The sequence below is a fragment of the Micromonospora sp. bgisy143 genome, assembly GCF_057708145.1.
Map to the genome: position 1 here is coordinate 73,496 of NZ_JBYIRN010000023.1, position 21,478 is coordinate 94,973.

21 protein-coding genes and 1 riboswitch are annotated in these 21,478 nt (G+C 72.5%); of the genes, 9 read left to right on the forward strand and 12 right to left on the reverse strand.

From position 1 onward, the window contains the following. Window positions 1–6 precede the first annotated feature (6 nt). Window positions 7–2,169: a hypothetical protein gene (locus tag AC3EN4_RS23955; protein ID WP_435207945.1), complete on the forward strand. Its 2,163-nt coding sequence runs from the start codon at window positions 7–9 to the stop codon at window positions 2,167–2,169. Window positions 2,170–2,180: 11 nt separating this feature from the next. Here the strand turns inward: AC3EN4_RS23955 and AC3EN4_RS23960 are convergent, their stop codons facing one another. Both AC3EN4_RS23960 and AC3EN4_RS23965 read right to left on the reverse strand, forming a co-directional pair. Continuing rightward, window positions 2,181–2,570 (reverse strand): hypothetical protein, encoded by a 390-nt coding sequence (locus tag AC3EN4_RS23960; protein ID WP_422739313.1) that lies wholly within the window; start codon window positions 2,568–2,570, stop codon window positions 2,181–2,183. Next, window positions 2,567–3,016, reverse strand: coding sequence for a hypothetical protein (locus AC3EN4_RS23965; RefSeq protein ID WP_435207946.1), 450 nt, complete (start codon window positions 3,014–3,016; stop codon window positions 2,567–2,569). Before AC3EN4_RS23965 ends, AC3EN4_RS23960 begins: the two co-directional genes overlap by 4 nt. Window positions 3,017–3,490: 474 nt before the next feature. Here AC3EN4_RS23965 and AC3EN4_RS23970 point away from each other — a divergent pair, with 474 nt between their 5' ends. Next, window positions 3,491–5,065: a Na+/H+ antiporter gene (locus AC3EN4_RS23970; RefSeq protein ID WP_435207948.1), complete on the forward strand. Its 1,575-nt coding sequence runs from the start codon at window positions 3,491–3,493 to the stop codon at window positions 5,063–5,065. 127 nt (window positions 5,066–5,192) lie between these two features. Continuing rightward, a complete protein-coding gene (locus tag AC3EN4_RS23975; RefSeq protein WP_435207950.1) occupies window positions 5,193–6,488 on the forward strand; it encodes a hypothetical protein in 1,296 nt (431 codons plus the stop codon). 10 nt (window positions 6,489–6,498) lie between these two features. On the opposite strand, the gene AC3EN4_RS23980 is transcribed toward AC3EN4_RS23975, so the two are convergent. The 4 genes from AC3EN4_RS23980 to AC3EN4_RS23995 all read right to left on the reverse strand — a co-directional run bounded on the left by AC3EN4_RS23980 (window position 6,499) and on the right by AC3EN4_RS23995 (window position 11,341). Continuing rightward, complete coding sequence (locus tag AC3EN4_RS23980) at window positions 6,499–7,242, reverse strand: amino acid ABC transporter ATP-binding protein (protein ID WP_435207952.1); 744 nt, start codon at window positions 7,240–7,242, stop codon at window positions 6,499–6,501. Then, a complete protein-coding gene (locus AC3EN4_RS23985) occupies window positions 7,239–8,009 on the reverse strand; it encodes an amino acid ABC transporter permease (protein WP_435207954.1) in 771 nt (256 codons plus the stop codon). Before AC3EN4_RS23985 ends, AC3EN4_RS23980 begins: the two co-directional genes overlap by 4 nt. Window positions 8,010–8,048: 39 nt before the next feature. Further along, a complete protein-coding gene (locus AC3EN4_RS23990) occupies window positions 8,049–8,885 on the reverse strand; it encodes an ABC transporter substrate-binding protein (RefSeq protein ID WP_435207956.1) in 837 nt (278 codons plus the stop codon). Window positions 8,886–9,193: 308 nt separating this feature from the next. Then, a riboswitch (SAM riboswitch) is annotated at window positions 9,194–9,305 on the reverse strand. Between the two features lie 86 nt (window positions 9,306–9,391). Next, the gene (locus AC3EN4_RS23995; protein ID WP_435207958.1) at window positions 9,392–11,341 is read right to left on the reverse strand and encodes an APC family permease; all 1,950 of its coding nucleotides are present in this window, start codon (window positions 11,339–11,341) and stop codon (window positions 9,392–9,394) included. Between the two features lie 188 nt (window positions 11,342–11,529). Here AC3EN4_RS23995 and corA point away from each other — a divergent pair, with 188 nt between their 5' ends. Further along, window positions 11,530–12,660 (forward strand): magnesium/cobalt transporter CorA, encoded by a 1,131-nt coding sequence (gene corA / locus AC3EN4_RS24000; RefSeq protein WP_435207960.1) that lies wholly within the window; start codon window positions 11,530–11,532, stop codon window positions 12,658–12,660. A 24-nt stretch (window positions 12,661–12,684) separates the two neighbouring features. On the opposite strand, the gene AC3EN4_RS24005 is transcribed toward corA, so the two are convergent. After that, window positions 12,685–12,870 carry a hypothetical protein gene (locus tag AC3EN4_RS24005; RefSeq protein ID WP_421475576.1) on the reverse strand — a complete coding sequence of 62 codons (186 nt, stop codon included), beginning with the start codon at window positions 12,868–12,870 and terminating at the stop codon, window positions 12,685–12,687. A gap of 313 nt (window positions 12,871–13,183) precedes the next feature. Here AC3EN4_RS24005 and AC3EN4_RS24010 point away from each other — a divergent pair, with 313 nt between their 5' ends. Then, complete coding sequence (locus tag AC3EN4_RS24010) at window positions 13,184–14,011, forward strand: SDR family oxidoreductase (protein ID WP_435207962.1); 828 nt, start codon at window positions 13,184–13,186, stop codon at window positions 14,009–14,011. A gap of 14 nt (window positions 14,012–14,025) precedes the next feature. Here the strand turns inward: AC3EN4_RS24010 and AC3EN4_RS24015 are convergent, their stop codons facing one another. Further along, a complete protein-coding gene (locus AC3EN4_RS24015; RefSeq protein ID WP_435207964.1) occupies window positions 14,026–14,541 on the reverse strand; it encodes a 2'-5' RNA ligase family protein in 516 nt (171 codons plus the stop codon). Window positions 14,542–14,619: 78 nt separating this feature from the next. On the opposite strand from AC3EN4_RS24015, the gene AC3EN4_RS24020 reads away from it, so the two are divergent. After that, window positions 14,620–15,129 carry a mycothiol transferase gene (locus AC3EN4_RS24020; protein WP_422739324.1) on the forward strand — a complete coding sequence of 170 codons (510 nt, stop codon included), beginning with the start codon at window positions 14,620–14,622 and terminating at the stop codon, window positions 15,127–15,129. 19 nt (window positions 15,130–15,148) lie between these two features. On the opposite strand, the gene AC3EN4_RS24025 is transcribed toward AC3EN4_RS24020, so the two are convergent. After that, entirely contained in the window at window positions 15,149–16,195 is a 1,047-nt protein-coding gene (locus AC3EN4_RS24025) for an NAD(P)-dependent alcohol dehydrogenase (protein WP_435207966.1), read from the reverse strand. 219 nt (window positions 16,196–16,414) lie between these two features. Between AC3EN4_RS24025 and AC3EN4_RS24030 the strand changes: the two genes are divergently transcribed. Next, on the forward strand, window positions 16,415–16,840 hold the full coding sequence (locus AC3EN4_RS24030; RefSeq protein ID WP_435207967.1) for an SCP2 sterol-binding domain-containing protein: 426 nt from the start codon (window positions 16,415–16,417) through the stop codon (window positions 16,838–16,840). Further along, window positions 16,837–18,909, forward strand: coding sequence for an amylo-alpha-1,6-glucosidase (locus tag AC3EN4_RS24035; protein ID WP_435207968.1), 2,073 nt, complete (start codon window positions 16,837–16,839; stop codon window positions 18,907–18,909). Before AC3EN4_RS24030 ends, AC3EN4_RS24035 begins: the two co-directional genes overlap by 4 nt. On the opposite strand, the gene AC3EN4_RS24040 is transcribed toward AC3EN4_RS24035, so the two are convergent. Together AC3EN4_RS24040 and AC3EN4_RS24045 are read right to left on the reverse strand one after the other, a co-directional pair. Continuing rightward, window positions 18,878–19,156 (reverse strand): hypothetical protein, encoded by a 279-nt coding sequence (locus AC3EN4_RS24040; RefSeq protein ID WP_435207969.1) that lies wholly within the window; start codon window positions 19,154–19,156, stop codon window positions 18,878–18,880. The genes AC3EN4_RS24035 and AC3EN4_RS24040 overlap by 32 nt on opposite strands. Window positions 19,157–19,259: 103 nt before the next feature. Further along, window positions 19,260–19,763 carry a DinB family protein gene (locus AC3EN4_RS24045; RefSeq protein WP_435207971.1) on the reverse strand — a complete coding sequence of 168 codons (504 nt, stop codon included), beginning with the start codon at window positions 19,761–19,763 and terminating at the stop codon, window positions 19,260–19,262. 131 nt (window positions 19,764–19,894) lie between these two features. On the opposite strand from AC3EN4_RS24045, the gene AC3EN4_RS24050 reads away from it, so the two are divergent. After that, a complete protein-coding gene (locus tag AC3EN4_RS24050; protein WP_435207973.1) occupies window positions 19,895–20,842 on the forward strand; it encodes a DUF72 domain-containing protein in 948 nt (315 codons plus the stop codon). Window positions 20,843–20,932: 90 nt separating this feature from the next. Here the strand turns inward: AC3EN4_RS24050 and AC3EN4_RS24055 are convergent, their stop codons facing one another. Continuing rightward, a complete protein-coding gene (locus tag AC3EN4_RS24055; RefSeq protein ID WP_435207974.1) occupies window positions 20,933–21,298 on the reverse strand; it encodes a hypothetical protein in 366 nt (121 codons plus the stop codon). Window positions 21,299–21,478: the final 180 nt, after the last annotated feature.

The following is a 21,478-nucleotide window of genomic DNA, read 5'->3' on the forward strand; positions in this document are numbered from 1 at the left end:
CCGCCGATGCCCGCACCGCGCCCCGATGCCCCACCGCGACCCGCCGACGTGGTGGAGTTGCGGGTGCACGGTGTGTCGGGGGCGGAACCCTCGGTCGTCCTGGGCGCCGCGTCGGCGCGTCAGGTCGCGGGTGACGATCGCGGCGGCTTCTACCGCCCGAACGGGGACCGGGCCGGCCCCGACGGATTGACGCTCGAGGCGTACCGCTGGGGTGACCTGCCCTCGGGCACGGTGGCCCGGACGCTCTCCATGGTCCTGTTGCTGCCGTTCATGCTCAGCAACGCGGCGGTGTGGATGCGCCCCACCGGCGGGCGCGCCGCCGGGGTCACCGTCCTCTGCCGGCTCCTCGCGCTCAACCTCACCCTGGTGTACGTGGTGTCCATCGCCGGGGTCGCCCTCGACCTGCTCGCCTGGCGCTGTCTCGGCGGGACACCCTGCCGGGCGCCCTTCGACACGGTGTTCGGGCTGGACGACCGACACGTCGGGCAGCGGCTGGCCGTGCTGGCGTCGGTGCCGATCGCCGCCGTGGGGCTCCTGCGACTGCTCGGCACCCGCCGCCCCCGGCCGGCCGCCAACCCGCTGTGGGCCGTGGAGCCGCTGGTGGAGCGGTTACGGGCGATCCACGTCGCGGCCGCGCTGGGCGTACTCGACCTGCTGCTGCTCACCGCCCGGCAGGCCGGCGGCGCGACGGCCGGGACGACGCTGCTGTTGGCGTGCGCCGTGGCGGTCCTGGTGGCCTGCGTCGCCCTGCTCGCCGTCCCCGGTCTGCTCGACCGGGCCGCGACCGCGCGGACGGCCACCGGGGCGGCGCGCGCCACCGCCGTGGTGGCGGCCGGCCTGACCGTGGTGACCCTCGTCGTCGTGGCGAGCGACGGGCGGGGCTGGCCGCCGTCCGCCGGACTCCCCGGCTACGCCGGGATAGCGGGCGGCACGCTGCTCGGTCAGATGTCGTTGCTGGTGCTGCTCAGCGCGCTGGTGTTGGGGCACCGGGGACGTGGCGAGGGTCGCCGGGCGCTGCCGGGGGGAGCGGGCGCGGCGGTCATCGCGGCCATCGCGGTCGGTCTGGCCGGCGCGCTCGCCTCCGGTCTGGTCTACCAGAGTGGGGTACTGCTCGGCGGATACCGTGGTGACGGCGGTCCGCCGCTGCCGTACCGCTGGACGGTGCTCGCGTTCTTCCTGCACGTCGACGCGGCGGTGCTGCTGGGCGGGGCGCTGACCGTCCTGTCGCGGCGTCGTCGCCGCCGTGCGGCGGCGACGATCACCAGCCGCGACTTTCCCGCGCCGCCGCCGGCGGCGACCGTGCGGTTGCGGCAGGTCACCAAGGCCGTGGCCCGGGCGCGGTTCACCGAGTGGCTGGGCCTGCTGGCCGTCACCTACGCGGTGCTCGCCCTGATCGGACTGGCCACGAGCCTGCTCGGACTGTTCGGGCGCGAACCGGACGAGGTGGCCCGGCGGGTTCTCGGGCTGCCGGCCGGCGCCGTCGGAATGGCGCTGGTGGGCGGCACCTATCTGGTCGCCGCGGTGGCGGTCACCCTGCTGTCGGGCGGTCTCTTCGCCTACCGAACGGCGTGGTTCCGCCGGCACGTCGGGATCCTGTGGGACCTGGGCACCTTCTGGCCCCGGGCCGCCCACCCCTTCGCGCCGCCGAGCTACGCCGACCGGGCGGTGCCGGAACTGGCCGACCGGATCGGCCACCTCACCGGACGGCACGGCGGCGTGCTGCTGTGCGGGCACAGTCACGGTTCGGCGTTGCTGGCGCTCGCGGTGCTGCGGCTGCCGCCGGCCGCGCGGCGACGCGTCGCGTTGCTGACCTACGGCTCCCCACTGGACCGCCTCTACGCCCGACTCTTTCCCGCGTACCTCGACGACCAGACGCTGCGGGAGGTGGGGGAGCGCATCGGGTGGCGGTGGGTCAACCTGTGGCGGGACACCGACCCCGTAGGCGGCTGGATCTTCGCCGCGCGCCGGCCCGGCGATCCCGCGCCGAACCCCGCCGACCCCGCCGATCACGTCGACCGGCGACTGCGGGACCCCGCCGATCTGCTGCCGGCACCGGGCGACCGCCGCCCTCCGCCGCTGCGCGGGCACCACCCGGGCGAGTCCGACCCCGCGTTCCGGGCAGCCGTACGCGACCTCGTGGGTCGGCTTCGCGGCTCCGCCACGACGTGAGCAGGGCGGCGTTACTCGGGGAGCCGGTCGGACTCCGCCACCACCGCGCGCACCCTGCGCAGGGTGGCGTCCGGCGCGCGGATCGCCGCCCGCCACCGGTCCAACGTGCGGGTCAGCACCCGGACGACGAACTGCAACTGGTTGACCTGCTCGCGCAGCGTGCCGAGTTCGGTGCGGGCGTGCAGCGCCTCACCCTCCAACTCGGTGATCCGGGTCTGCAACGGTTGCACCAGGGTGAGGGCGGCCTCGGTGAGGGTGTCGGCGGCGTCGGCCTTGAACTTGCCCCGCTGCACCAGCACGGTGGCGATCGCGACCAGCCCGGTCGAACCGCCGAGAATGCCGAACACACTGAGGGTCACCTGCACCCAGTGCGGCGCGGCGGGGGCGGGTGAGGTGTTCACGGCACACTTCCCTGTAGCTGTTCGGCGCTCAGACATTCACACGCGAGGACCAGACGGCGGAGGTCGATGACGAGCTGCCCGGCACGCCACAACGACCCGACGGTCACCGCCACGACGAACGATGAGGCGACCATTGACTGCTGGCTCCACAGGGCTATCAACGCCACCGCGTACATGCCGGTGATCGTGCCGAGCACCAGGAGCGACGCGAGTTCCATGCCCAGCCCGGTGGAGAGCCGGCCGGGCCACATGATGCCCAGCAGCCCCGTCACGCCCACCATGATCAGTGCGATCTCCCAGGCGACCTGGAGGGGCGCGGGCATGGACCCCTGGACCGAGGCCGGCCGGACGTCGAGGCCCATCATCAGGACGCCGCAGACGGGTGCCGTGACCAGGACAGCGATCTCGTACGGCTGCTGGCGGGACCGGATACGCAGATACCTCACGGCAACTCCCTGGTCGAAGACCCTGCCATCCACGGGCGACGGGGCGGTGCCGTCTCTGCGGGCTGCTGGCCCGGGAGGTCCGCAACCGGTGGGGGCGGGAACGGTCGATGGTCGAGAGGGTGGCCGACGTGCCGTCGTTGGTCGCCGATATCTGCCTGTGTAGCACCGATGACCGGTTGGCGTCCACCTGGTGTAACGTCGCATTTCCGCAGGTCAGAGGGTTTTGCGGCGGTCGGCGGGGTGGGCTGCGGCAACCCGGCCGCCCTTCGGCCGCTCGTTACCTCCGGTGTCGGATATCCAACTTCGGTCCACCGGGCGGGTCCGCGTCGTCGCCCCGACCTGATCCGCGCCGCGCTGTCGATCCGACCTGAGCGCGGCCGGCGACTTGCCGGTTCCCGTGGAACCGGCCACCGGCGTGCGATCAGATGGAACCACCGGCATCCGCCGTCAGCCGGCCGATCGAGGGGGTACGCCGTGCAGGTGCTCGTCCTGATCGTGGTGCTGGGCGCCACCGTCCTGATCGGCACCACGCTCGGTGGCCGGTACCGGGTCGCGCCTCCGGTGCTGCTGATCGGGTTCGGGGTGCTGCTCGGGCTCGCGCCGCCGCTGTCCGACGTGGAACTGGAACCGGACCTGGTGCTGCTGATCTTCCTGCCGGCGATCCTCTACCGGGAGAGCCTGACCATCAGCCTGCGCGAGATCCGGGCCAACCTGCCGGTGATCGGGTTGCTCGCCGTGGTGCTCGTGGTGCTCACCATGGTCACGGTCTCCTTCACCGCGCAGGCGTTCGGCGTCAACCCGGCCGCCGCCTGGGTGCTCGGCGCGGTGCTCGCGCCCACCGACGCCGCCGCGGTCACCGGTCTGGCCAAGCGGCTGCCCCGAAAACTCCTCACCACACTGCACGCGGAGAGCCTGATCAACGACGGCACCGCGCTGGTGGTCTTCGCGGTGACGGTGGGTCTGCTCACCAAGAGCGGGGAGCCGGGGCCGCTGGGCATCGGCGAGGAATTCGTGGGGGCCAGCCTCGGCGGGGTGGTCGCCGGCCTGCTGGTGGGCGCCGTCGTGGTGCTGATCCGCAAGCGGCTCGACGACCCGCTGCGCGAGGGCGCGCTGAGCGTGCTGACGCCGTTCGCCGCGTTCCTGCTCGCCGACTCGGTGCACGCCAGCGGGGTGCTGGCCGTCGTGGTCGCCGGCCTGGTGCTCGCGTACGCCGGCCCACGGGTGATCCGCGCCCGCTCCCGGGTGTTGGCGTACGCGTTCTGGGACCTGTCCACCTTCCTGATCAACGGCGGTCTGTTCGTGCTGCTCGGCACCCAGATCCCCCGGGCGGTGCGTGGCATCGTCAGCACCTCGCCGCCGAGGGCCGTGCTGATCGTGCTCGCGGTCACGCTCGTCGTCGTGGTCACCCGGTTGGGCTTCGTCTACCTGACGGCGCAGTCGGCGAGGCTGCGGCGTCGACGGATGGTCGAGCAGGAACGCACCACACCCAGCTGGCGGGTCGGTACGGTCGCGGGCTGGGCGGGTTTCCGGGGCGCGGTGTCGCTGGCCGCCGCGCTGGCCGTCCCGACGATGACGGTGACCGGTCGACCGGTGGTCGAGCGAGATCTGATCATCTTCGTCACCGCGCTGGTGATCGTGCTGATCATGTTGGTGCAGGGCACCACCCTGCCGCTGGTGGTGCGCTGGGCGAGGCTGTCCGGCGACCCCGAACGCGTCGACGAGGCCCGGCACGCCCGCCGCCGTGCCACCCAGGCCGGCCTGGACGCCCTGCCCGGGGTCGCCGCCGAGGTCGGCGCCGAGGAGGAGTCGGTACGCCGGCTGCGGGCCGAGTACCAGCGTCACCTGGCCGACCTCGAGGAGACCGGCGGACGCACCGCCGAGGAGCGCCGACTGGAACGCCGACTGCGCCTCGGCGTCCTCGCCCACAAGCGACGGGAGTTGACCCGGCTACGCGACAGCCGGGAGATCGACGACCTGGTGCTCCTGGAACTCCAGTCGGCGCTCGACAACGAGGAGATCCGGCTGCTGGGGCGCGGACCGAACGAGTGAGCGCGGACCCGTGACGGATTGGTGACATCGCCGCGCCCGCGACCGGGGCGTCCGGGCGGTTCGTCGGCGGGTACGGTGGAGGCGGTTTCGGCGTTCGTCGATGTGCTCGGTCGCTGAGGGGGTACCCATGACCACCGATGCGAGCGCGGCCGAGCCGCGGGTGGTCACCGAGCGGCAGTTCCTCGACGAGTTGGCCTCGGTCACCCGCGAGCGGGTCGCCACCCGGTTCCTCTACCTGATGGCCCAGGAGGATGCCGTCGTCGGCGTCCAGTGGGAGCAGCCCGGGGTGGACCACCTGCGCCGTTACCGGGTCCGCGACGCCTGCCCGCACTGCGTCGTCCTCGCCGCCGTGGCGACGCTCGCGCCCGTACTGCCACTGGACGTGCTGCGGGCCGGCCGGGCCCGCCCGCAGTACGAGACGGTCCTGCGTACCGGCCGGCTGCCCCACCTGGCGTTCGCCCGTCCGACGGGGTCAGCGGGGGCGAGCTGGCTGGGTGACTGCCACGCGGTCGACGGCGACCCGCACTCCGCCGCCGACTGCCCGAGGCACGCCGTGCCCCCACCCACCGGCGACCCGTTGGCGCTGCACCTCGGGGCACTGCCCCGGGCGGTACGGGAGCTGTATCCGCACGACGGCGCGGCGGCGGCCGACCTGGCACAGCGGCTACGGATCGCCCAGGACTGGCGCGCGGACGCGCAGGCGGTGGCGAGCGGCATCCGCGAGGCGGCGGCGACCTGGGCGTTCCTGCGCAACTCCTGCGTGCTGGGGGTGTCGGTGCCCGGCGCCAACGGTCTCGTGCTCACGCTGCCGCCCGGGGGCGCCCCGGACGACCGGTCGCTCGGCGACCTGCACGAGGCGACGGTACGCGCCCTGCCGGCCGGCGGTCCGGTCCCGTACCAGGAACTGGCCTGCCTGCTGCCCGAACCGGCGTCGACGACGCAGCGCATGCCGACGTACGCCGGCGCGGTTGACCTGACCGCCGCCGCGCCGGTGCGGACGCTGCGGTTGCCGGTCCCACGCCGGCCGCTGAGCACCACCGGTCGGGGTGTGCTGCTCCTCTACGAGGCCCGGCACGCCATGGGCCGGCACATGGCGAGCGCGCCGGTACGGGACAGCGCCTACTGGGATTCCGAGGCGGCGTTGAACGTCTTCGAGTTCACCCTGCTGGAACGGGTCGCCGGGCGGCACTACCAGGAGGCGGTGGCCGCCTACCTCCAAGCGTTGCGGCGCGAGGGTGACCTGCTCGCGCGTCCGCACAAGGTGCTCGACCGGCGTCGCCGCAAGGCCCTGTCGCACGCGTTCGGTGGGCTGGACGACGAGGAGCTGCACCTGTGGGCGTCGGTCGCCTACCGCAACGCCATCCTGGAACTGCTCGGCGACCTGAAGGCGTTCGCCGCGCACCTGAGTCACCAGGCGGGCTGAGCGCCGCCCCTCAGAGCACCTGGGCCAGGAAGCGACGCAGCCGGGGATGCTCGGCCCCCTCGAAGATCCGCTCCGGCGGGCCGGCCTCCAGCACCACGCCCCGGTCCATGAAGGCCACCGCGTCGGCGACCTGCCGGGCGAAGCCCATCTCGTGGGTGACCACCACCATGGTCATCCCGGCGGCGGACAGGTCGGCCATCACCCCGAGCACCCCCTTGACCAGCTCCGGGTCGAGCGCCGAGGTGGCCTCGTCGAAGAGCATCACCTCGGGTCGCAGCGCCAGCGCGCGGGCGATCGCCACCCGCTGCTGCTGACCGCCGGAGAGCTGCGCGGGCCGGGCGTCGGCCTTGCCGGCGAGTCCCACCAGCTCCAGCTGCGCGCGGGCGACCTGGACCGCCTCGTCCTGGCCGAGCCCCCGCAGCCGGCGCAGCGCCAGCGTGATGTTGCGCAGCACGCTCATGTGCGGGAAGAGGTTGAACTGCTGGAACACCATGCCCACCCGCTGGCGCAGCGCGTCCGGGTCGTCCCGCAGCACGCTGCGCCCGTCCAGCAGCACGTCGCCACGGTCGGGCTCGATGAGGCGGTTGAGCGTCCGCAGCAGAGTGGACTTGCCCGAGCCGGACGGTCCGATCACGCACGCCGTCGCGCCCCGGGGCACGTCCAGGTCGACGCCGCGCAGCACGCGGTTCGCCCCGAAGGCCAGGTGGACGTCGTGTGCCCGCAGGCTGACCGAGGTGGTCGTGGCGGTGGTCATCGCAGGTCTCCTTCCGTGGCCGTGAACAGCACCGGGTCGTCGTCCTGGTCCGGCGCGGCGGTGCTCCGGCCGTCGCGCAGCCGCCGGTCGATCCAGTTGACGAGGTGGGTCAGCGGGACGGTCAGCGCCAGGTAGAACAGACCCGCCAGCAGCAGCGCGGACTCGTTCCCAGTGGTGGCCGCGTAGTCCTGCCCGATCCGGAACAGCTCGCGTTGGCTGGCCACCAGGCCGAGGAAGTAGACCAGGCTGGAGTCCTTGATCAACGCGATGAGCTGGTTGACCCAGGCGGGCAGCACCCGCCGGATGCCCTGCGGGATGATCACCAGCCGCATCGCGTCGGTCCAGGAGAAGCCGAGCGCCCGCGCACCCTCCAACTGGGCGGCCTCCACCGACTGGATGCCGGCGCGGAAGATCTCACCGATGTACGCGGCGGCGATCAGCGACAGCGCGAGGATGCCCAACGGGTACGGGTCCGGCCCCCACACCCGCATGCCGAGCGGGGCCAGGCCGACGCCGATCAGCAGGATCGTCGCCGCGGCCGGCAGCCCCCGGAACACGTCGGTGTAGACGCGCGCCGGCCAGCGCAGCCACCGGCTGCGGGAGATGCCGGCCACGGCCAGCAGCAGACCCAGCACCGTGCCGAGCAGGGCGGCGGAGACCGCCAGGATCAGCGTGTTGGGCAGCCCGACGGTCAGCATCTCGGGCAGCGCCTCGCGCATCGCGTCGACGTCGAAGAACGTCTCCCACAGGGTGCTCAGCGGATCCATCGTTCGCCTCTCTTACCGCCCTGCTCGCTCGTCACCAGGTCAGGACGCGGACGACGCCGACACGGCCGGCGCCACCGCCCCGCTGCCCGGCTTGAAGTCGGCCGGGATCGGGCGGCCCGGGTAGTACTGGGCCTGCAACCGGTTCCAGGTGCCGTCGGCGATGACCTCGTCGAGGGCCCTGTTCAGCGCCTCGCGCAGCTTGTCGCTGCCCTTGGCGACGGCGTACGCGGTCGGCGCCGGGCTGAGCTGCTTTGCCGCCACGGTGATCTTGCCGTTGCTGTCGGCGGCGGACTTCTCGCCGATCTCCGCCGGGGCGATCCACGCGTCGGCGGTGCCCGCCTTGAGCTGGTTGATCGCGCCGTTGTAGTCCGGCACGCGGACCGGGTCGAGCTGCTTGCCGGTGGCGTAGTCGTCCTGGACGGTGCCCTGCACCACCACGACCCGCTTGCCGGCGAGCTGGTCGAATCCCTTGATCGGCGAGCCGGCCGGCACGTCCAGCCCGAAGTAGCCGAAGTCGTACCCGTTGCCGAAGTCGACGGTCTTCCTGCGCGCCTCGGTGATGGTGATCGAGGAACTGCCGACGTCGAACTTGTGGTTGTTGACCTGGGACAGCAGCGCGGAGAAGTCGGTGCCGACGAACTCGACCTTCAGGCCGAGCTTGCCGGCCACGGCGGTCAGCAGGTCGTTGTCGAAGCCGGTGAACTTACCGTCCTTGAGGTACACGTTCGGTGGGGCGTCGGTCAGCGTGCCGGCCCGCAGCACGCCCGCCTGCGCCAGACCGTACGGGTTCCCGGCAGCGCCGGCCGACCCGCCGCCGTCGCTGCCGCAGGCGCTCAACCCGCCGACAACCACAGCAGCGGCCGCAACAATCCTCAAACCAACAGAAATACGCACAGAATTCTCCAAAAAGGGTGGCGTCGACCCCGTTGATCATGAAGTTGTTGCCACGACACGCCGGTCGGACGGACAACAACTTCATGATCAACGCGAGAGGTCGCGTGGGTGGGGCGGTGAGCAGGGGGGGAGGGGTTTAGCGCTTCAGGCGGCGGTACACGCCGCGCTGCGCATTCGCATCAGGTCCACGTGGCGACGCCGGGTCAGGGCCGGCGTACGGCGGATGGCCGGTGCTGTGGGGCTGAGGATGTGCATACGGTCTCCCGGGTCTTGGTGCTGACCTGGGTGCCAGGCCACGCTTGCATCGACGTCCTGCCGGTGCCTGGTCTTCACCCGGGGCACCCCACCGCGGAGGAGGGTTGCCGGCCAGCGAGCCGGGGCTTCGCGCTGGCGCTCATGACCTGCGCCGAGGCTAGCAGCAGCCACCGGTCGGTCGTCCAGCCGATATGACCACGCTCACCGACGGTGACCGGCGCTCGCTGAGTGGGTCAACCGGCGTGCACGTGCGGTCGGCGGGTCTGGTCCGGCTCCTGACGGCGCAGGATCTCCCGGGTCACCGAGGCGATCTCGCCCTGCCCGAACGCCAGGTACCGCAGCACGTTGCGGGCCGGGCCGCCCTCGGTCCACTCGAAGTAGATGTGGGGGCGTCGCGCGCTGCGATCGCGGATCTCCAGCAGCAGCGCGGCCAGCGCGTTGGGCACCGAGGAGCTGGCCAGGCTGAGCACCGGGAAACGGTCGTGCGCCACGCTGCCGCGCACCAGCAACCCGGTCTCGAAGTCCGACGGGTCGGTGACCCGGACCTCGACGAAGATCACGTCGCTGTCGTCGGGGAAGTCGTTGTCCGCCATGGTCTGGGCCAGCTTGTCGCGGTACTCCGCGAGGTCGCGGCGCTCCGGCTCGTGCGCGACCAGGCGGATCCGGCGCGCGGCGCGCTCATCGACCAGCGCGCCCGCCAGCTCGTCCAGCTCGACGTGGTCGACCCGCAGCTCGAACGCCCGCAGCACCCGCGACAGCGCCGACACCAGGATCATCGCGCCGATGAAACAAGCGGCGATCTTCACACCGTCGGGACGCTCCGCCACGTTCGCCACGGTGGTGTAGACGAACACCACCGCGATGGCACCGAACGCGACCATGCGCCCGCGCTGCCGTCGCCGCCGCGCCGCGAGGGTCACCGCCGTCGCCGCCGAGGTGATCAACACCAGCACCCCGGTGGCGTACGCGCCGCCCTGCGCGTCGACGCTGGCGGAGAAGACGACCGTGATCAGGAACGCCACCCCGGTGAACACCAGCACCAGCGGCCGGACCGCGCGCGCCCAGGTCGGCGCCATGCCGTAGCGGGGCAGATACCGGGGTACGAGGTTGAGCAGCCCGGCCATCGCGGACGCCCCCGCGAACCAGAGGATCGCGATGGTGGAGAGGTCGTAGACGGTGCCGAACACCTCGCCCAGGTGCTGGTGCGCCAGGTAGGCCAGCGCCCGGCCGTTGGCGGCCCCGCCCGGCCGGAAGGCCTCGGGCGGGATCAGCACGGTGGTGGTCACGCTGCTGGTGATCAGGAAGACGCTCATCGTCGCGGCGGCGGTGGTGAGCAGCCGCCGCGCACCCCGGATGCGGCCCAGCGGCCGGTCCTCGGAGTCCTGGCGGTCCCCCCGGATGTGCGGCATCACCGCCACCCCGGTCTCGAAACCGGACAGGCCCAGCGCCAGCTTCGGGAACACCAGCAGGGACAATCCGACCACCAGCAGCGGATCACCGTGCCCGGTCCGCAACGCGGTGCTCCAGTCCCCGACCGCGCTCGGGTGGCTCACCACCCGCCACAGCGCGTCGCCGATCACCACCGCGTTCAGTGACAGGTAGACCGCCACCAGCACGACGGCGATCCCGATGGCCTCGCCGAAACCCTTGAGGAACACCGCGCCGAGCAGGGCCACCAGCAGCAGCGTGACCGCCACCTCGTGTCCCTTGAGGGCGCTGGGCAGGAACGGGTTCTCGTCGATGTGGGCGGTCGCGTCGGCGGCGGACAGCGTGATGGTGATGATGAAGTCCGTCGCGGCGAAGCCCAGCAGCACCAGCACGAACAGCTTGCCCGGCCAGTAGCTGAGCAGGCGTACGAGCATCGCGATCGAGCCCTCGCCGTGCGGGCTCTCCACCGCCACCCGCCGGTAGACCGGCAGTGCGCCCAGCAGCGTCACCAGCACCAGCACCAGTGTCGCCACCGGGGAGAGCGCTCCGGCCGCCAGTGCCGCGATGCCCGGCTGGTAGCCCAGCGTCGAGAAGTAGTCCACGCCGGTCAGGCACATCACCCGCCACCACGGGTGGTGCCGGTCCTCCTGTGGGTGGGCGTGCAGGCCCTGCGGCGTGGGCTGCCGCGATCCGTCGGCGAGCAGCCAGCGCCGTACCCGGTCGGTCCGCCGGCCGGCCCGCCTGTTCACCCGCACCGGCGTCACCCCCGTCCCGCCCGTGGTCACCGCGAGTATCCGCCGTGTGGTCGACCTCCGTCCGGCGGTGTGCGGAACCTGCCCGCCCGGAGCACCGGACGGGCCCGGGTTTCGGGTCGCACGCACCGGGGAAGCAGCGCCCCCGTCCCGAACCCCGGGCCGGGCAGCGCCGGGAGGGGAGCGGGCTCGTGGTCGGTGGCCGCCGCTTCCGCCGGGGCGACGGCTTCGGCCGCCGGCTCGACGAGCACGAGACGCGGGTCGGGGCGGTCACGCCGCCGCAGCCGGGGAGCCCGTCCGCGGGCGGCCTCGTGGACAGCGCCGTCTACATCCGGGGACACCGGTTCGCCTCACCGGCCGGTCTCGCCGAGACATACGCCTGCCTCCAGACGCAGGACCACGCGATGGCCTGGATCGGGTTGTACCGGCCGGACATCGACCAAATCTCCTCGCTGGCGCGCGAGTTCCGGCTGCACGACCTGGCGGTGGAGGACGCGATCAACGCCCACCAGCGGCCCAAGCTGGAACGGTACGGGCACACCCTCTTCGTGGTGCTGCGCGCCGCCCGCTACGACGACCTGCGCGAGGAGGTCGAGTTCTCCGAGCTGCACCTGTTCATCGGCCCCGGCTTCGTGGTCACGGTCCGGCACGGGGAGGCACCCGACCTGGCCGCGGTGCGACGTCGCATGGAGGCCGACGCGCCGATGCTGGCCCGGGGCCCCGAGGCGGTGTTGTACGCGGTTCTGGACCAGGTCGTGGACGGGTACGCGCCGGTGGTCGCCGGGTTGGAGAACGACATCGACGAGATCGAGACCCAGGTGTTCGGCGGCGACCCGAACGCCAGCCGGCGCATCTACGGGCTCAGTCGGGAGGTCATCGAGTTCCAACGCGCCGCCCGCCCGCTGCTCGCCATGCTCGACGCACTGGCGGCCGGCGCCGGCAGCTACGGCACCGACGAGGAGTTGCGTCGCTACCTGCGGGACGTCACCGACCACCTCACCCAGGTGGTGGAGCGGGTGGACGGTTTCCGGCACCTGTTGCAGAACATCCTCACCGTCAACGCCACCCTCGTCTCGCAGCAGCAGAACGAGGAGATGCGCAGCCTCACGGCGGCCAGCTACGCGCAGAACGAGGAGTTGAAGAAGGTCTCCTCGTGGGCCGCGATCCTGTTCGCCCCGACCCTGATCGGCACGGTGTACGGGATGAACTTCGTGCACATGCCCGAACTGAACTGGCGCTTCGGCTACCTGTTCGCGCTCCTGCTCATGCTGCTGGTCTGCGGCACCCTCTACCTGGTCTTCAAGCGCCGCGGCTGGCTGTGAGCGACGCTCATCCGACGCCGCGGCTCACTCGATGCCGCGCAGGATGTGCCGCTCGTCCTCGAGGTCGTCGTCGCCGGCGCCGATGCGCCCGAGCAGCACGGCGGCGGCCCAGATGGTCAGCGGGGTGGCGGCGCCGGTCATGCCACCGCCGGTACGGTCGTGCTTCGTCTGGCTCCGCTCGTTCCGCGGTGGCCTGCGCTGAGCCTGCATGGGCCCTGCCTCTCCTCGTCGAAGCCGCCGCGGGCGGTGCGGTGCGCCCCGCGCGCCCGGCCGGGCGGCCCGCGCGTGCGGGTCGCCACCGGTACGGCATCCACGTCGAACCATCCCACGTCGGGCCGGGTCCGCACCCCTGGTTTTCGGTTTCCCGACTGCACGCCCGCCAAACCGGACAACTCGCCGCGAGAGCGCTCTGGCGAATATCTGACGAATCAGTTTGGCGACGTTCGATGCCCTTCACCAGATCCACCGCCTTTGACACTCTGCAATCGCCAAGTGACACACCGGAAAGGGCGGATCGAGGGACATGACAAAGCGTTGGTTGATCACGGGGTGTTCGAGTGGACTCGGTCATGCTCTCGCGGCCCGGCTGGCTGCCGAGGGCGAGCAGGTCGTGGCGACGGCCCGGCGGCCGGAAACCCTTGACGCGCTGGTGACCCGGCATCCGGACAACGTGCTGGCCGTCGCCCTGGACGTACGGGATGCGGAGCAGTGCGCGGCCGCGGTCGAGCGGGCGGTGAACGCCTTCGGCGGCATCGACGTCCTGGTCAACAACGCGGCCTACGGACAGTTCGGCACCTTCGAGGAGGTGTCCGACGCGGAGATCGCCGCGCAGTTCGACACCAATGTGTTCGGGCCGTGGCGGCTCACCCGTGCGGTGCTGCCGGTCTGGCGGGCGCAGGGCGGCGGGCATGCCGTCTTCGTCAGCTCGGTCTCCGGCACGGTGCCCTTCCCGGGGCTCGCCGCCTACACCGCGAGCAAGTTCGCGCTGGAGGGGGCGGCCGAGTCGCTGGCCGCCGAGGCCGGACACCTCGGGGTGAAGGTGACCATCCTGCAACCGGGCGGCTTCGCCACCGATTACAGCAACAATCTGGTGATGCCGGAGAACCGCATCCCGGACTACCTGCCGGTCAGCGAGGGCCTGCTCGGCGCGCTACAGGGCATGAACACCAAGGCGGAGATCAACTCTCCGGAACTCTTCGCCGACGTGGTCTGGCGGCTCGGGCAGTTGGACCTGCCGCCCCTGCGGCTGCCGGTGGGACCCGACTCGGAGGCGTTTCTGGAGCCCGCCTACGACGCCCGCCGCAGCGAGTACGACCAGGTGATCAAGGCGGGCCAGCACACCCTTTCCTGAGGGGCCGAACCTGCCTAGGGCAGCGGGTGGGCGATGCCGCGGGCGTGGTCGGTGAGCGCCGCGCCGACCACGGTCGCCGCCAGCGGCAGCACCTCCAGGCAGCGGCGTACCGCGGCGGCCATCAGCGCGTTCGGTACCCGCATGGACAGCGTGCAGTGCGGCACCCAGCGTCCCGGCTGGTAGTGCTCAACCAGCCCGATGCCGGCGGCGGCGAGCCGGCCGTGCACCAACCGGTGATGCGCCAGCAGTTCCGCCGTCGGCGTCGGGCCGAGCCAGAGCACCCGGCCGACGAACTGCCCGGCGTGCTGGAAGTCGAGGCGCAGCGGGGCCGCCACGACCGTTCCGCGCAGCGCCTCGGCGACCTGCTCGGGGTCGAAGCGGGGCGCCACCGCGAGGGACACGTGCGGGCGGTGGCGCTGCTGCAGCAGGGAACGCATGCTCTGCACGCCCTCGGCCTCCAGGGCGTCCCACAGCACCCGGATCCGCCGGGTGGCGTCCGGGTCCAGATACAGCTCCAGCGCCGCAACCACATGATCACGGTAGCGGTCGGGGTTCGGCTGTCGGAGGCCGGCGGTACGGTGATCCAGAACCGACCAGGAGGCGTGCCCGTGGACGTGAGTGACCTGCTGACCGAGACGTACGACCGGCTGCCCGACCTCGTCCGCACGGCGGTCGACGGCCTCACGCCGGAGCAGCTGCGCTGGTCGCCCGGCGAGGGCGCCAACTCGATCGGCTGGCTGGTCTGGCACCTGACCCGTGTCCAGGACCACCACGTCGCCGAGCTGCTCGACGCCGAGCAGCTCTGGACCACCGGCGACTGGCCGGGGCGGTTCGGGCTCGTCGCCGACCCGCACGACACCGGCTACGGTCACACGCCCGCCCAGGTCGCCGGGGTCCGGCCGGAGAGCGCGCAGGCGCTGGTCGACTACTTCGACGCGGTCTCGGCGCGTACCCGAAAGTTCCTCGCCGGCTTGCGCCCGGCGGACCTGGACCGCATCGTCGACGAGTCGTGGGACCCGCCGGTCAGCCTCGGCGTGCGGCTGGTCAGCATCGCCGACGACGACGCGCAGCACGCCGGCCAGGCGGCCTACGTGCGGGGCCTGCTCGAGCGCGGCTGACGTCCGGCGTCCGCCGGACTCACGGCACGATCACGGCCCGGCCTTCGAGCGTCCCGTCGCGCATCTGGCGGTACGCGTCGAGGGCGTCCTCCAGCGCGAACGTGGTGATCTTCGGGCGGACCAGGCCCCGAGCGCCGAGGTCGAGCACCTCCACCAACTCGGGCCGGCTTCCCCAGTAGGTGGTCGCGATGCTCACCTCGTACGGCACGGAGAAGAACGAGACTCCCAGGGTGCCGCCGCCGATGCCCACGATCGTCAGGTCACCCACGGTGCGGGCCACCGCCGCGCCGAGCGTCAGGGTGGCGTCGCTGCCGACGAAGTCCAGCACCACGTCGGCGCCCCGCCCGCCGGTGACCCGCCGGATCTCCTCGGTGGCCTCGGGCCCCGGCGTCACCGTGTGGTCGGCGCCGCACTCCCGCGCCAGGTCCAGCGCCTCGGCGCGGGTGTCCACGGCGACGACCCGGGCGGCCGTCGTCGCCTTGAGGACCTGCACGCCGACGTGTCCCAGTCCGCCGACGCCGATCACGACGGCGGTGCTGCCCGGCGGCAGTTTCGACCAGGATCGCCGGATGGCGTGGTACGGGGTGAGACCCGCGTCGGTCAGCGGGGCGGCGTGCACCGGATCGAGCCCGTCCGGCAGCGGTACGAGATGCCGCGCGTCCGGGACCAGCTCGTACTCGGCCATTCCACCGTCCAGGCCCAGCCCACCACCCCCGCTCGGCACCGGCGCGCCGGCCGGGTTCTCGCAGTACGGGTCGATGCCGACGCGGCACCGGGCGCAGGTGCCGCACCCCCACGAACCGAACACGGCCACGGGCTGTCCCACCGTCAACCCGGACACCCCGTCGCCGAGTGTGTGTACCCAGCCGGCGTTCTCGTGCCCGAGGGTGAACGGCGGATTCCACGGCATCGCGCCCGGCTCGAACTCGTCCATCAGGTGCAGATCCGAGTGGCAGGCGCCCGCGCCCCCGATCCGTACCACCACCTGACCCGGGCCGGGCGTCGGTTCGGGGACCTCGACCAGCTCCGGTGTCGACCGCCACTCCCGCAGCCGCAGTGCCCGCATGTCGATCCCTCCCCGTCGCCGTCCTGCCGTAGCTGCCTGCCCACGGCACCGCGCACCAAACGAGTCCTCTCGCGATCTTGCAGTTTCTGCTGTCGATTCGCGTTCTCCCGACTGATATGTCGCCACCGAAAGTGCAAGATCGCGGGGCGTTCACCCGGTCCGGGTGAGGACCGCTCACCCGGACCCGGGTGATCCTGCGGGGACGCGGGAGGGGATGTGATGGGCACGACGGCGACGAGCTACCTGGAGCAGTTGGACACGGGTCGGCGTTTCGACCTGCCCGAGACGACCACCGGCACGCTGCGGCTGGACCTGCGCGACGACGGGTACACCGAGCACTGGTACCTGACCGTGGCGGACCAGCACATCAAGGTCACCCGCTCGGCCGACGACGCGGACCTGGTCGTCCGCGCGTCCCGCGCGATCTTCGACGAGCTGGTCAGCGGTGACCTGCCCCCGGGGACGGCGCTTTTGCGCAACGAGCTGACCCTGCGGGGCGACATGCGGCTGCTGCTGGTGCTGCGGCGCGTCCTGCCCGGCCCGAAGGGCGCCCGGCACCCGCGCGAGCTGGGGCGGGCGGCGTTGGCCCGGCGGAGCGCGCCGGGCGGGCCGGCGGCATCCGGCGGGCGGGACGACCGGCCATGAGGCAGGAACTCGTGCACGTCCTCGCCGGCAACGTGTTCGCCATCAGCGACGCCCAGGGTGACGTCGAGGTGGATCCGCAGGCGCCGGTCGGCCTCTTCGCGTTCGACACCCGCTTCCTCTCGCACTGGGTGCTCACCGTCGACGGTGAGCGGATCGACGCCCTCTCCCGCGACGACATGACGTACTTCGAGACCCGGTTCTTCCTGGTGCCCGGCGCCGCGAGCCACTACGTCGACGCCGACGTGTCGATCATCCGGCACCGCTCGATCCACGAGTGCTTCCACGAGAAGATCACCGTGCTCAACCACTCGCCGCAGCCGGCCGAACTCACCGTACGCGTGGAGATGGGCAGCGACTTCGCCGACATCTGCGAGATCGGAAACCTGCGGCGGCGGGACGTACGGGTCGACGTCGACGCCGCGCGCCAACGGCTCACCCTGCGCTACGAGCGGCAGCGGTTCGTCCGGGAGACGACGATCAGCAGCACCGCCGCGGCCGACGTCGACGAGGGCGGGATGACGTTCAAGATCCGCGTCGCCCCGCACGGGCAGTGGGACACCGACCTGCACGTCGTCCTGACCATCGTCGGCGAGGGCGGCCAGGACATGCGGGAGAGCCTGCAGGCGCACCAGCAGGCCGTGCGCACCGGGATGCGGGAGGACCTGGCGGCCTGGCTGGACCGGGCGCCGCGGTTGGTGGCCGAGCGCGAAGGCTTGGAGGAGATGTACCGGGGAAGCCTCGCCGACCTGGCCGCGCTGCGGTACCGGCCACTGTCGACCGCCGAGCGCGTACCGGTCGCGGGCCTGCCGTGGTCGATGGCCTTCCTGGGCCGGGACAGCATCATCACCTGCCTGGAGACGCTGGCGTTCACTCCGGAGCTGACCCCGGCCACGCTGCGGATGCTGGCCCTGCTGCAGGGCGGGCACCTGGACGACGAACGCGAGGAGGAGCCCGGCAAGATCGTGGCCGAGCTGCGCTACGGCGAGTCGAGCGTCTTCGGCGAGCGACCGAGCGCGGTGTACTACGCCGCCGCGGACGTCACCCCACTGTTCGTGGTGCTGCTCGACGAGTACGAGCGCTGGTCCGGTGACGCCGAACTCGTGCGCGAGCTGCGCCAACCGGCCCGGATGGCGTTGGACTGGATCGACGAGTACGGCGACATGACCGGGGACGGCTACGTGCGGTACCAGCGCCGCAACGAGCGCGTCGGCCCGGTCAACCAGTCCTGGAAGGACGCCACGGACGCGATCATCGACGCGTCCGGGCGGCTGCCCGACTTCCCCCGCGCCACCTGCGAGTTGCAGGGCTACGCGTACGACGCGAAGCGGCGCGGCGCCCGGCTGGCCCGCGAGTTCTGGGGCGACCCGAAGTACGCCGACCGCCTCGATGAGGAGGCCACGGCGCTCAAGGAGCGGTTCAACCGGGACTTCTGGCTGCCGGGCCGGGAGTACTACGCGCTGGCACTGGACCCGTACGGCGAACCGGTCGACGCCCTGTCCTCGAACATCGGGCACCTGCTGTGGAGCGGGATCGTCCCGGACGATCGCGCCGAAGCGATCGCCGAGCACCTGGTCGGGCCCCGGCTCTTCAACGGCTGGGGGGTGCGGACGTTCGCCGCCGGCCAGCGGCCGTACAACCCGGTGGGATCGCAGTTGGGTGCGGTGTGGCCGTCGGACAACGCCCTGATCGCGGCCGGGCTGCGGCACTACCGCTTCGACGCGCACGCGGCCCGGATCGCGAACGGCATCTTCGACCTGGCCCAGACGCTCGGCGGGGCGGTGCCGGAGGTGATCGCCGGTTACGAGCGGAGTCTGACGAAGTATCCGGTCCAGTTGCCGTCGGCAGGGCGTCCGCAGTCGTGGTCCTCGGGGGCGCTGCTGATGTTGTTGGGCACCCTGTTGGGTCTGCGGCCCACCGGTGAGGACCTGCTGGTCAGGCCGGCGCTGCCCGCGGGTTTCGGGCGGGTCGACCTGCTCGGCGTCCCGGGGCGGTGGGGCCGCACCGACGCGTACGCCGGCGAGCGGTCCACCCGGCCGGTCAGGGACCCGACGTCCCCGTTCCGGTCCTGAGATCAGCAGCCGTCGCGTCTCTTTCCACGGGCGTGTCCCGCTGGGCCGGGGGAGCACTGTGGCGTTGCGCCTGGACGTGGCGGAAGCCCTGCACGGCGAGGCCCAGACCGGCCAGTTCGCCGGGCCGGGCGGCGGCGCGGACCGCGGTCAGCAGCAGCACGACCGGACGCGTGCCGGTGGACTCGGCGACGGGCAGACCACCGAGCAGCAGCTCGGCGGTCTCGCCGCTGATCCGGTCCGTGTTCATCTCGTGTCCCTCAGCGCCGCCTGGTCGGGCGATGTCACATCCGCCCCGGCAGGCGGCGAGGAACACGACGGGAGCGCGGGCCGGCGACCACCGGACCCGGAGCTCAGCCCATGGTCTTCGCCCCGTCGATCGCCTCCCGAAGGATGTCGGCGTGCCCGGCGTGCTGGGAGGTCTCGGCGATCAGGTGCAGCAGTACCCGACGCACCGTCCAACTCGCACCCGGCTCGAACCAGGGTGCCTGCGGCAGCGGGTGGGCCGTGTCCAGGTCGAGGGTGGCGATCAGCTCGTCGGTGCGCGTGGCCACCGCCTGGAACCGCTCGACCAGCTCGGCCAGCGTCTCGCCCGGCGTCATCTGGAACTGGCCGACCCAGTCGATCTCGGCCCGCTGCATCTCCTCGGCACCACCGACGGCGAACAGCATCCACCGCTCCTCGGTGCTCGCGACGTGCTTGATCAGCCCGCCGAGGCAGAGCTCGCTCACGGTGCTGCGGGTGGCGGCCTGCTCGTCGGTCAGGCCGTCGACGGTCTGGAGGAGGAAGCCGCGGTGCCGGCGCAGCGTCTGCAGCAGGTCGGCGCGTTCCCCGGTGAGCTGCGCGGTGCTGGTCATGGTGTCGCCCTTTCTCGAAGTCCGTCGGCCGCCAGCCTAGGACCGGGCACCGACAGTTCCGGGTCGGACACGACGAGGGCATCGGGCGTCAGCGGTTGCCGATCGGGGTGCGGGACTGTCCACTGAATGACATGGGTGTCATCAAGGTGGGCACGTCGTCCTGGGCCGACCAGTCGTTGCTGCGCTCCGGCTGGTATCCCCGCTCGGCCAACACGCCGGCCGGCCGGCTGGCCTTCTACGCCGGCCGGTTCCCGCTCGTCGAGGTGGACACCTCCTACTACGCCGTGCCGGTGCCGGAGACGACACAGGCCTGGGTCGACGCGACGCCGGACGACTTCACCTTCGACGTCAAGGCGTTCAGCCTCTTCACCGGGCACCCCACGCCGGTCGCCGCGCTGCCGCGCGACCTGCGGCCGACCGCCGGCCCCGGCCGGATCCGCCGCCGCGACCTGTCCGAGCAGGCGTACGACGAGCTGTGGGTCCGTTTCCGGGCGGCGCTGGCCCCGATCGCGGCCGCGGGCAAGTTGGGCACGGTACTCCTGCAGTTCCCGCCCTGGCTGGCCCGCGGCGCCGCCGCCGAACGGCGCATCGTGGAGCTGGCCCAGCGGTGCCGACCCTGGCGCGTGGCGGTGGAGGTGCGGCACGGGTCCTGGTTCGACGAGGACGCCACCACCGCCACCCTGGACCTGCTGCGCGCGTACGACCTCTCACTGGTCTGTGTGGACATGCCGCAGGGGCATCCGTCGTCGGTGCCGCCGATCCTGGCGCGTACGGCGGAGCCGGCGATCGTCCGCTTCCACGGCCACAGCGACGCGTGGCGCGACGGCGACAAGCAGGACAAGTTCCGCTACGCGTACGCCGAGCAGGAACTGCGCGACTGGGCCGAACGGCTGGCCGGGATGGCCGACGACGTCGACGAGCTGCACGTGCTGTTCAACAACTGCTGCGCCGGGCAGGCCCAGCGGGACGCCACCCGGCTGGCGCAACTGCTCGCCGAGACCATGCTCGGCCAGACGCGGGTGCCCCTCGGGCCGCGTCGGCCGTCCGACGGTCAGACCGTCGCGGTGACGCCCGGCTGACCGGCCGTCGCCCGCCTGCGCGCGGGCGTTGACGGCGGCCACGACGTCGCTGCGGTCGATGCCGCAGCGGCCACCGGGCCGCGTCGGTGTTCAGGAGCGCCGACCCCGGCTGCGCAGGGCGTCCTCGGACCGCTCGGTGACGTCCGCCTCGTCGGGGAAGGTCCGCCCGCTGGGCGCCGGATCGGGCGGCGCACCCGGCCCCGCCATGGTGGTGCGGGTCGGCTCGACCGAGCCGAAGCCGTGCCGTCCGGCCGGCCCGCTCCGCCCGGCCGGGGCGCCCGCGCGTCGTTCACCGCGCCGCCCCTCGGGCACCGCCGTCTCCTCGCTGCCCTCGTCCAGCGGCGAGTCGTCGCCGGTGCCCCAGGGCGCGTCGGCGTCGAAGTCGTCGCCGGTTCCCCACGGGTTGGTCGCCTCCGGCTCGAGCCGGTCACCGCCGCGTCCCTCGTGTGCCGTCATGGCCACCTCGCTCGGTCGGTCCGCCGCTGTTGACGGACGGATGCCCGTCCCCGGGCCGGTCCTGTCCACCTGGCGCCGGCGCGGGGCGGGCCGCTGCTCCGGTGCCGGAGTGCTTCGTGCCCACCCCGCCTGCCGCGCGCCGCGCCGGGCCGGCCGGCGTTCCGCCGTCGACGGTCCGCC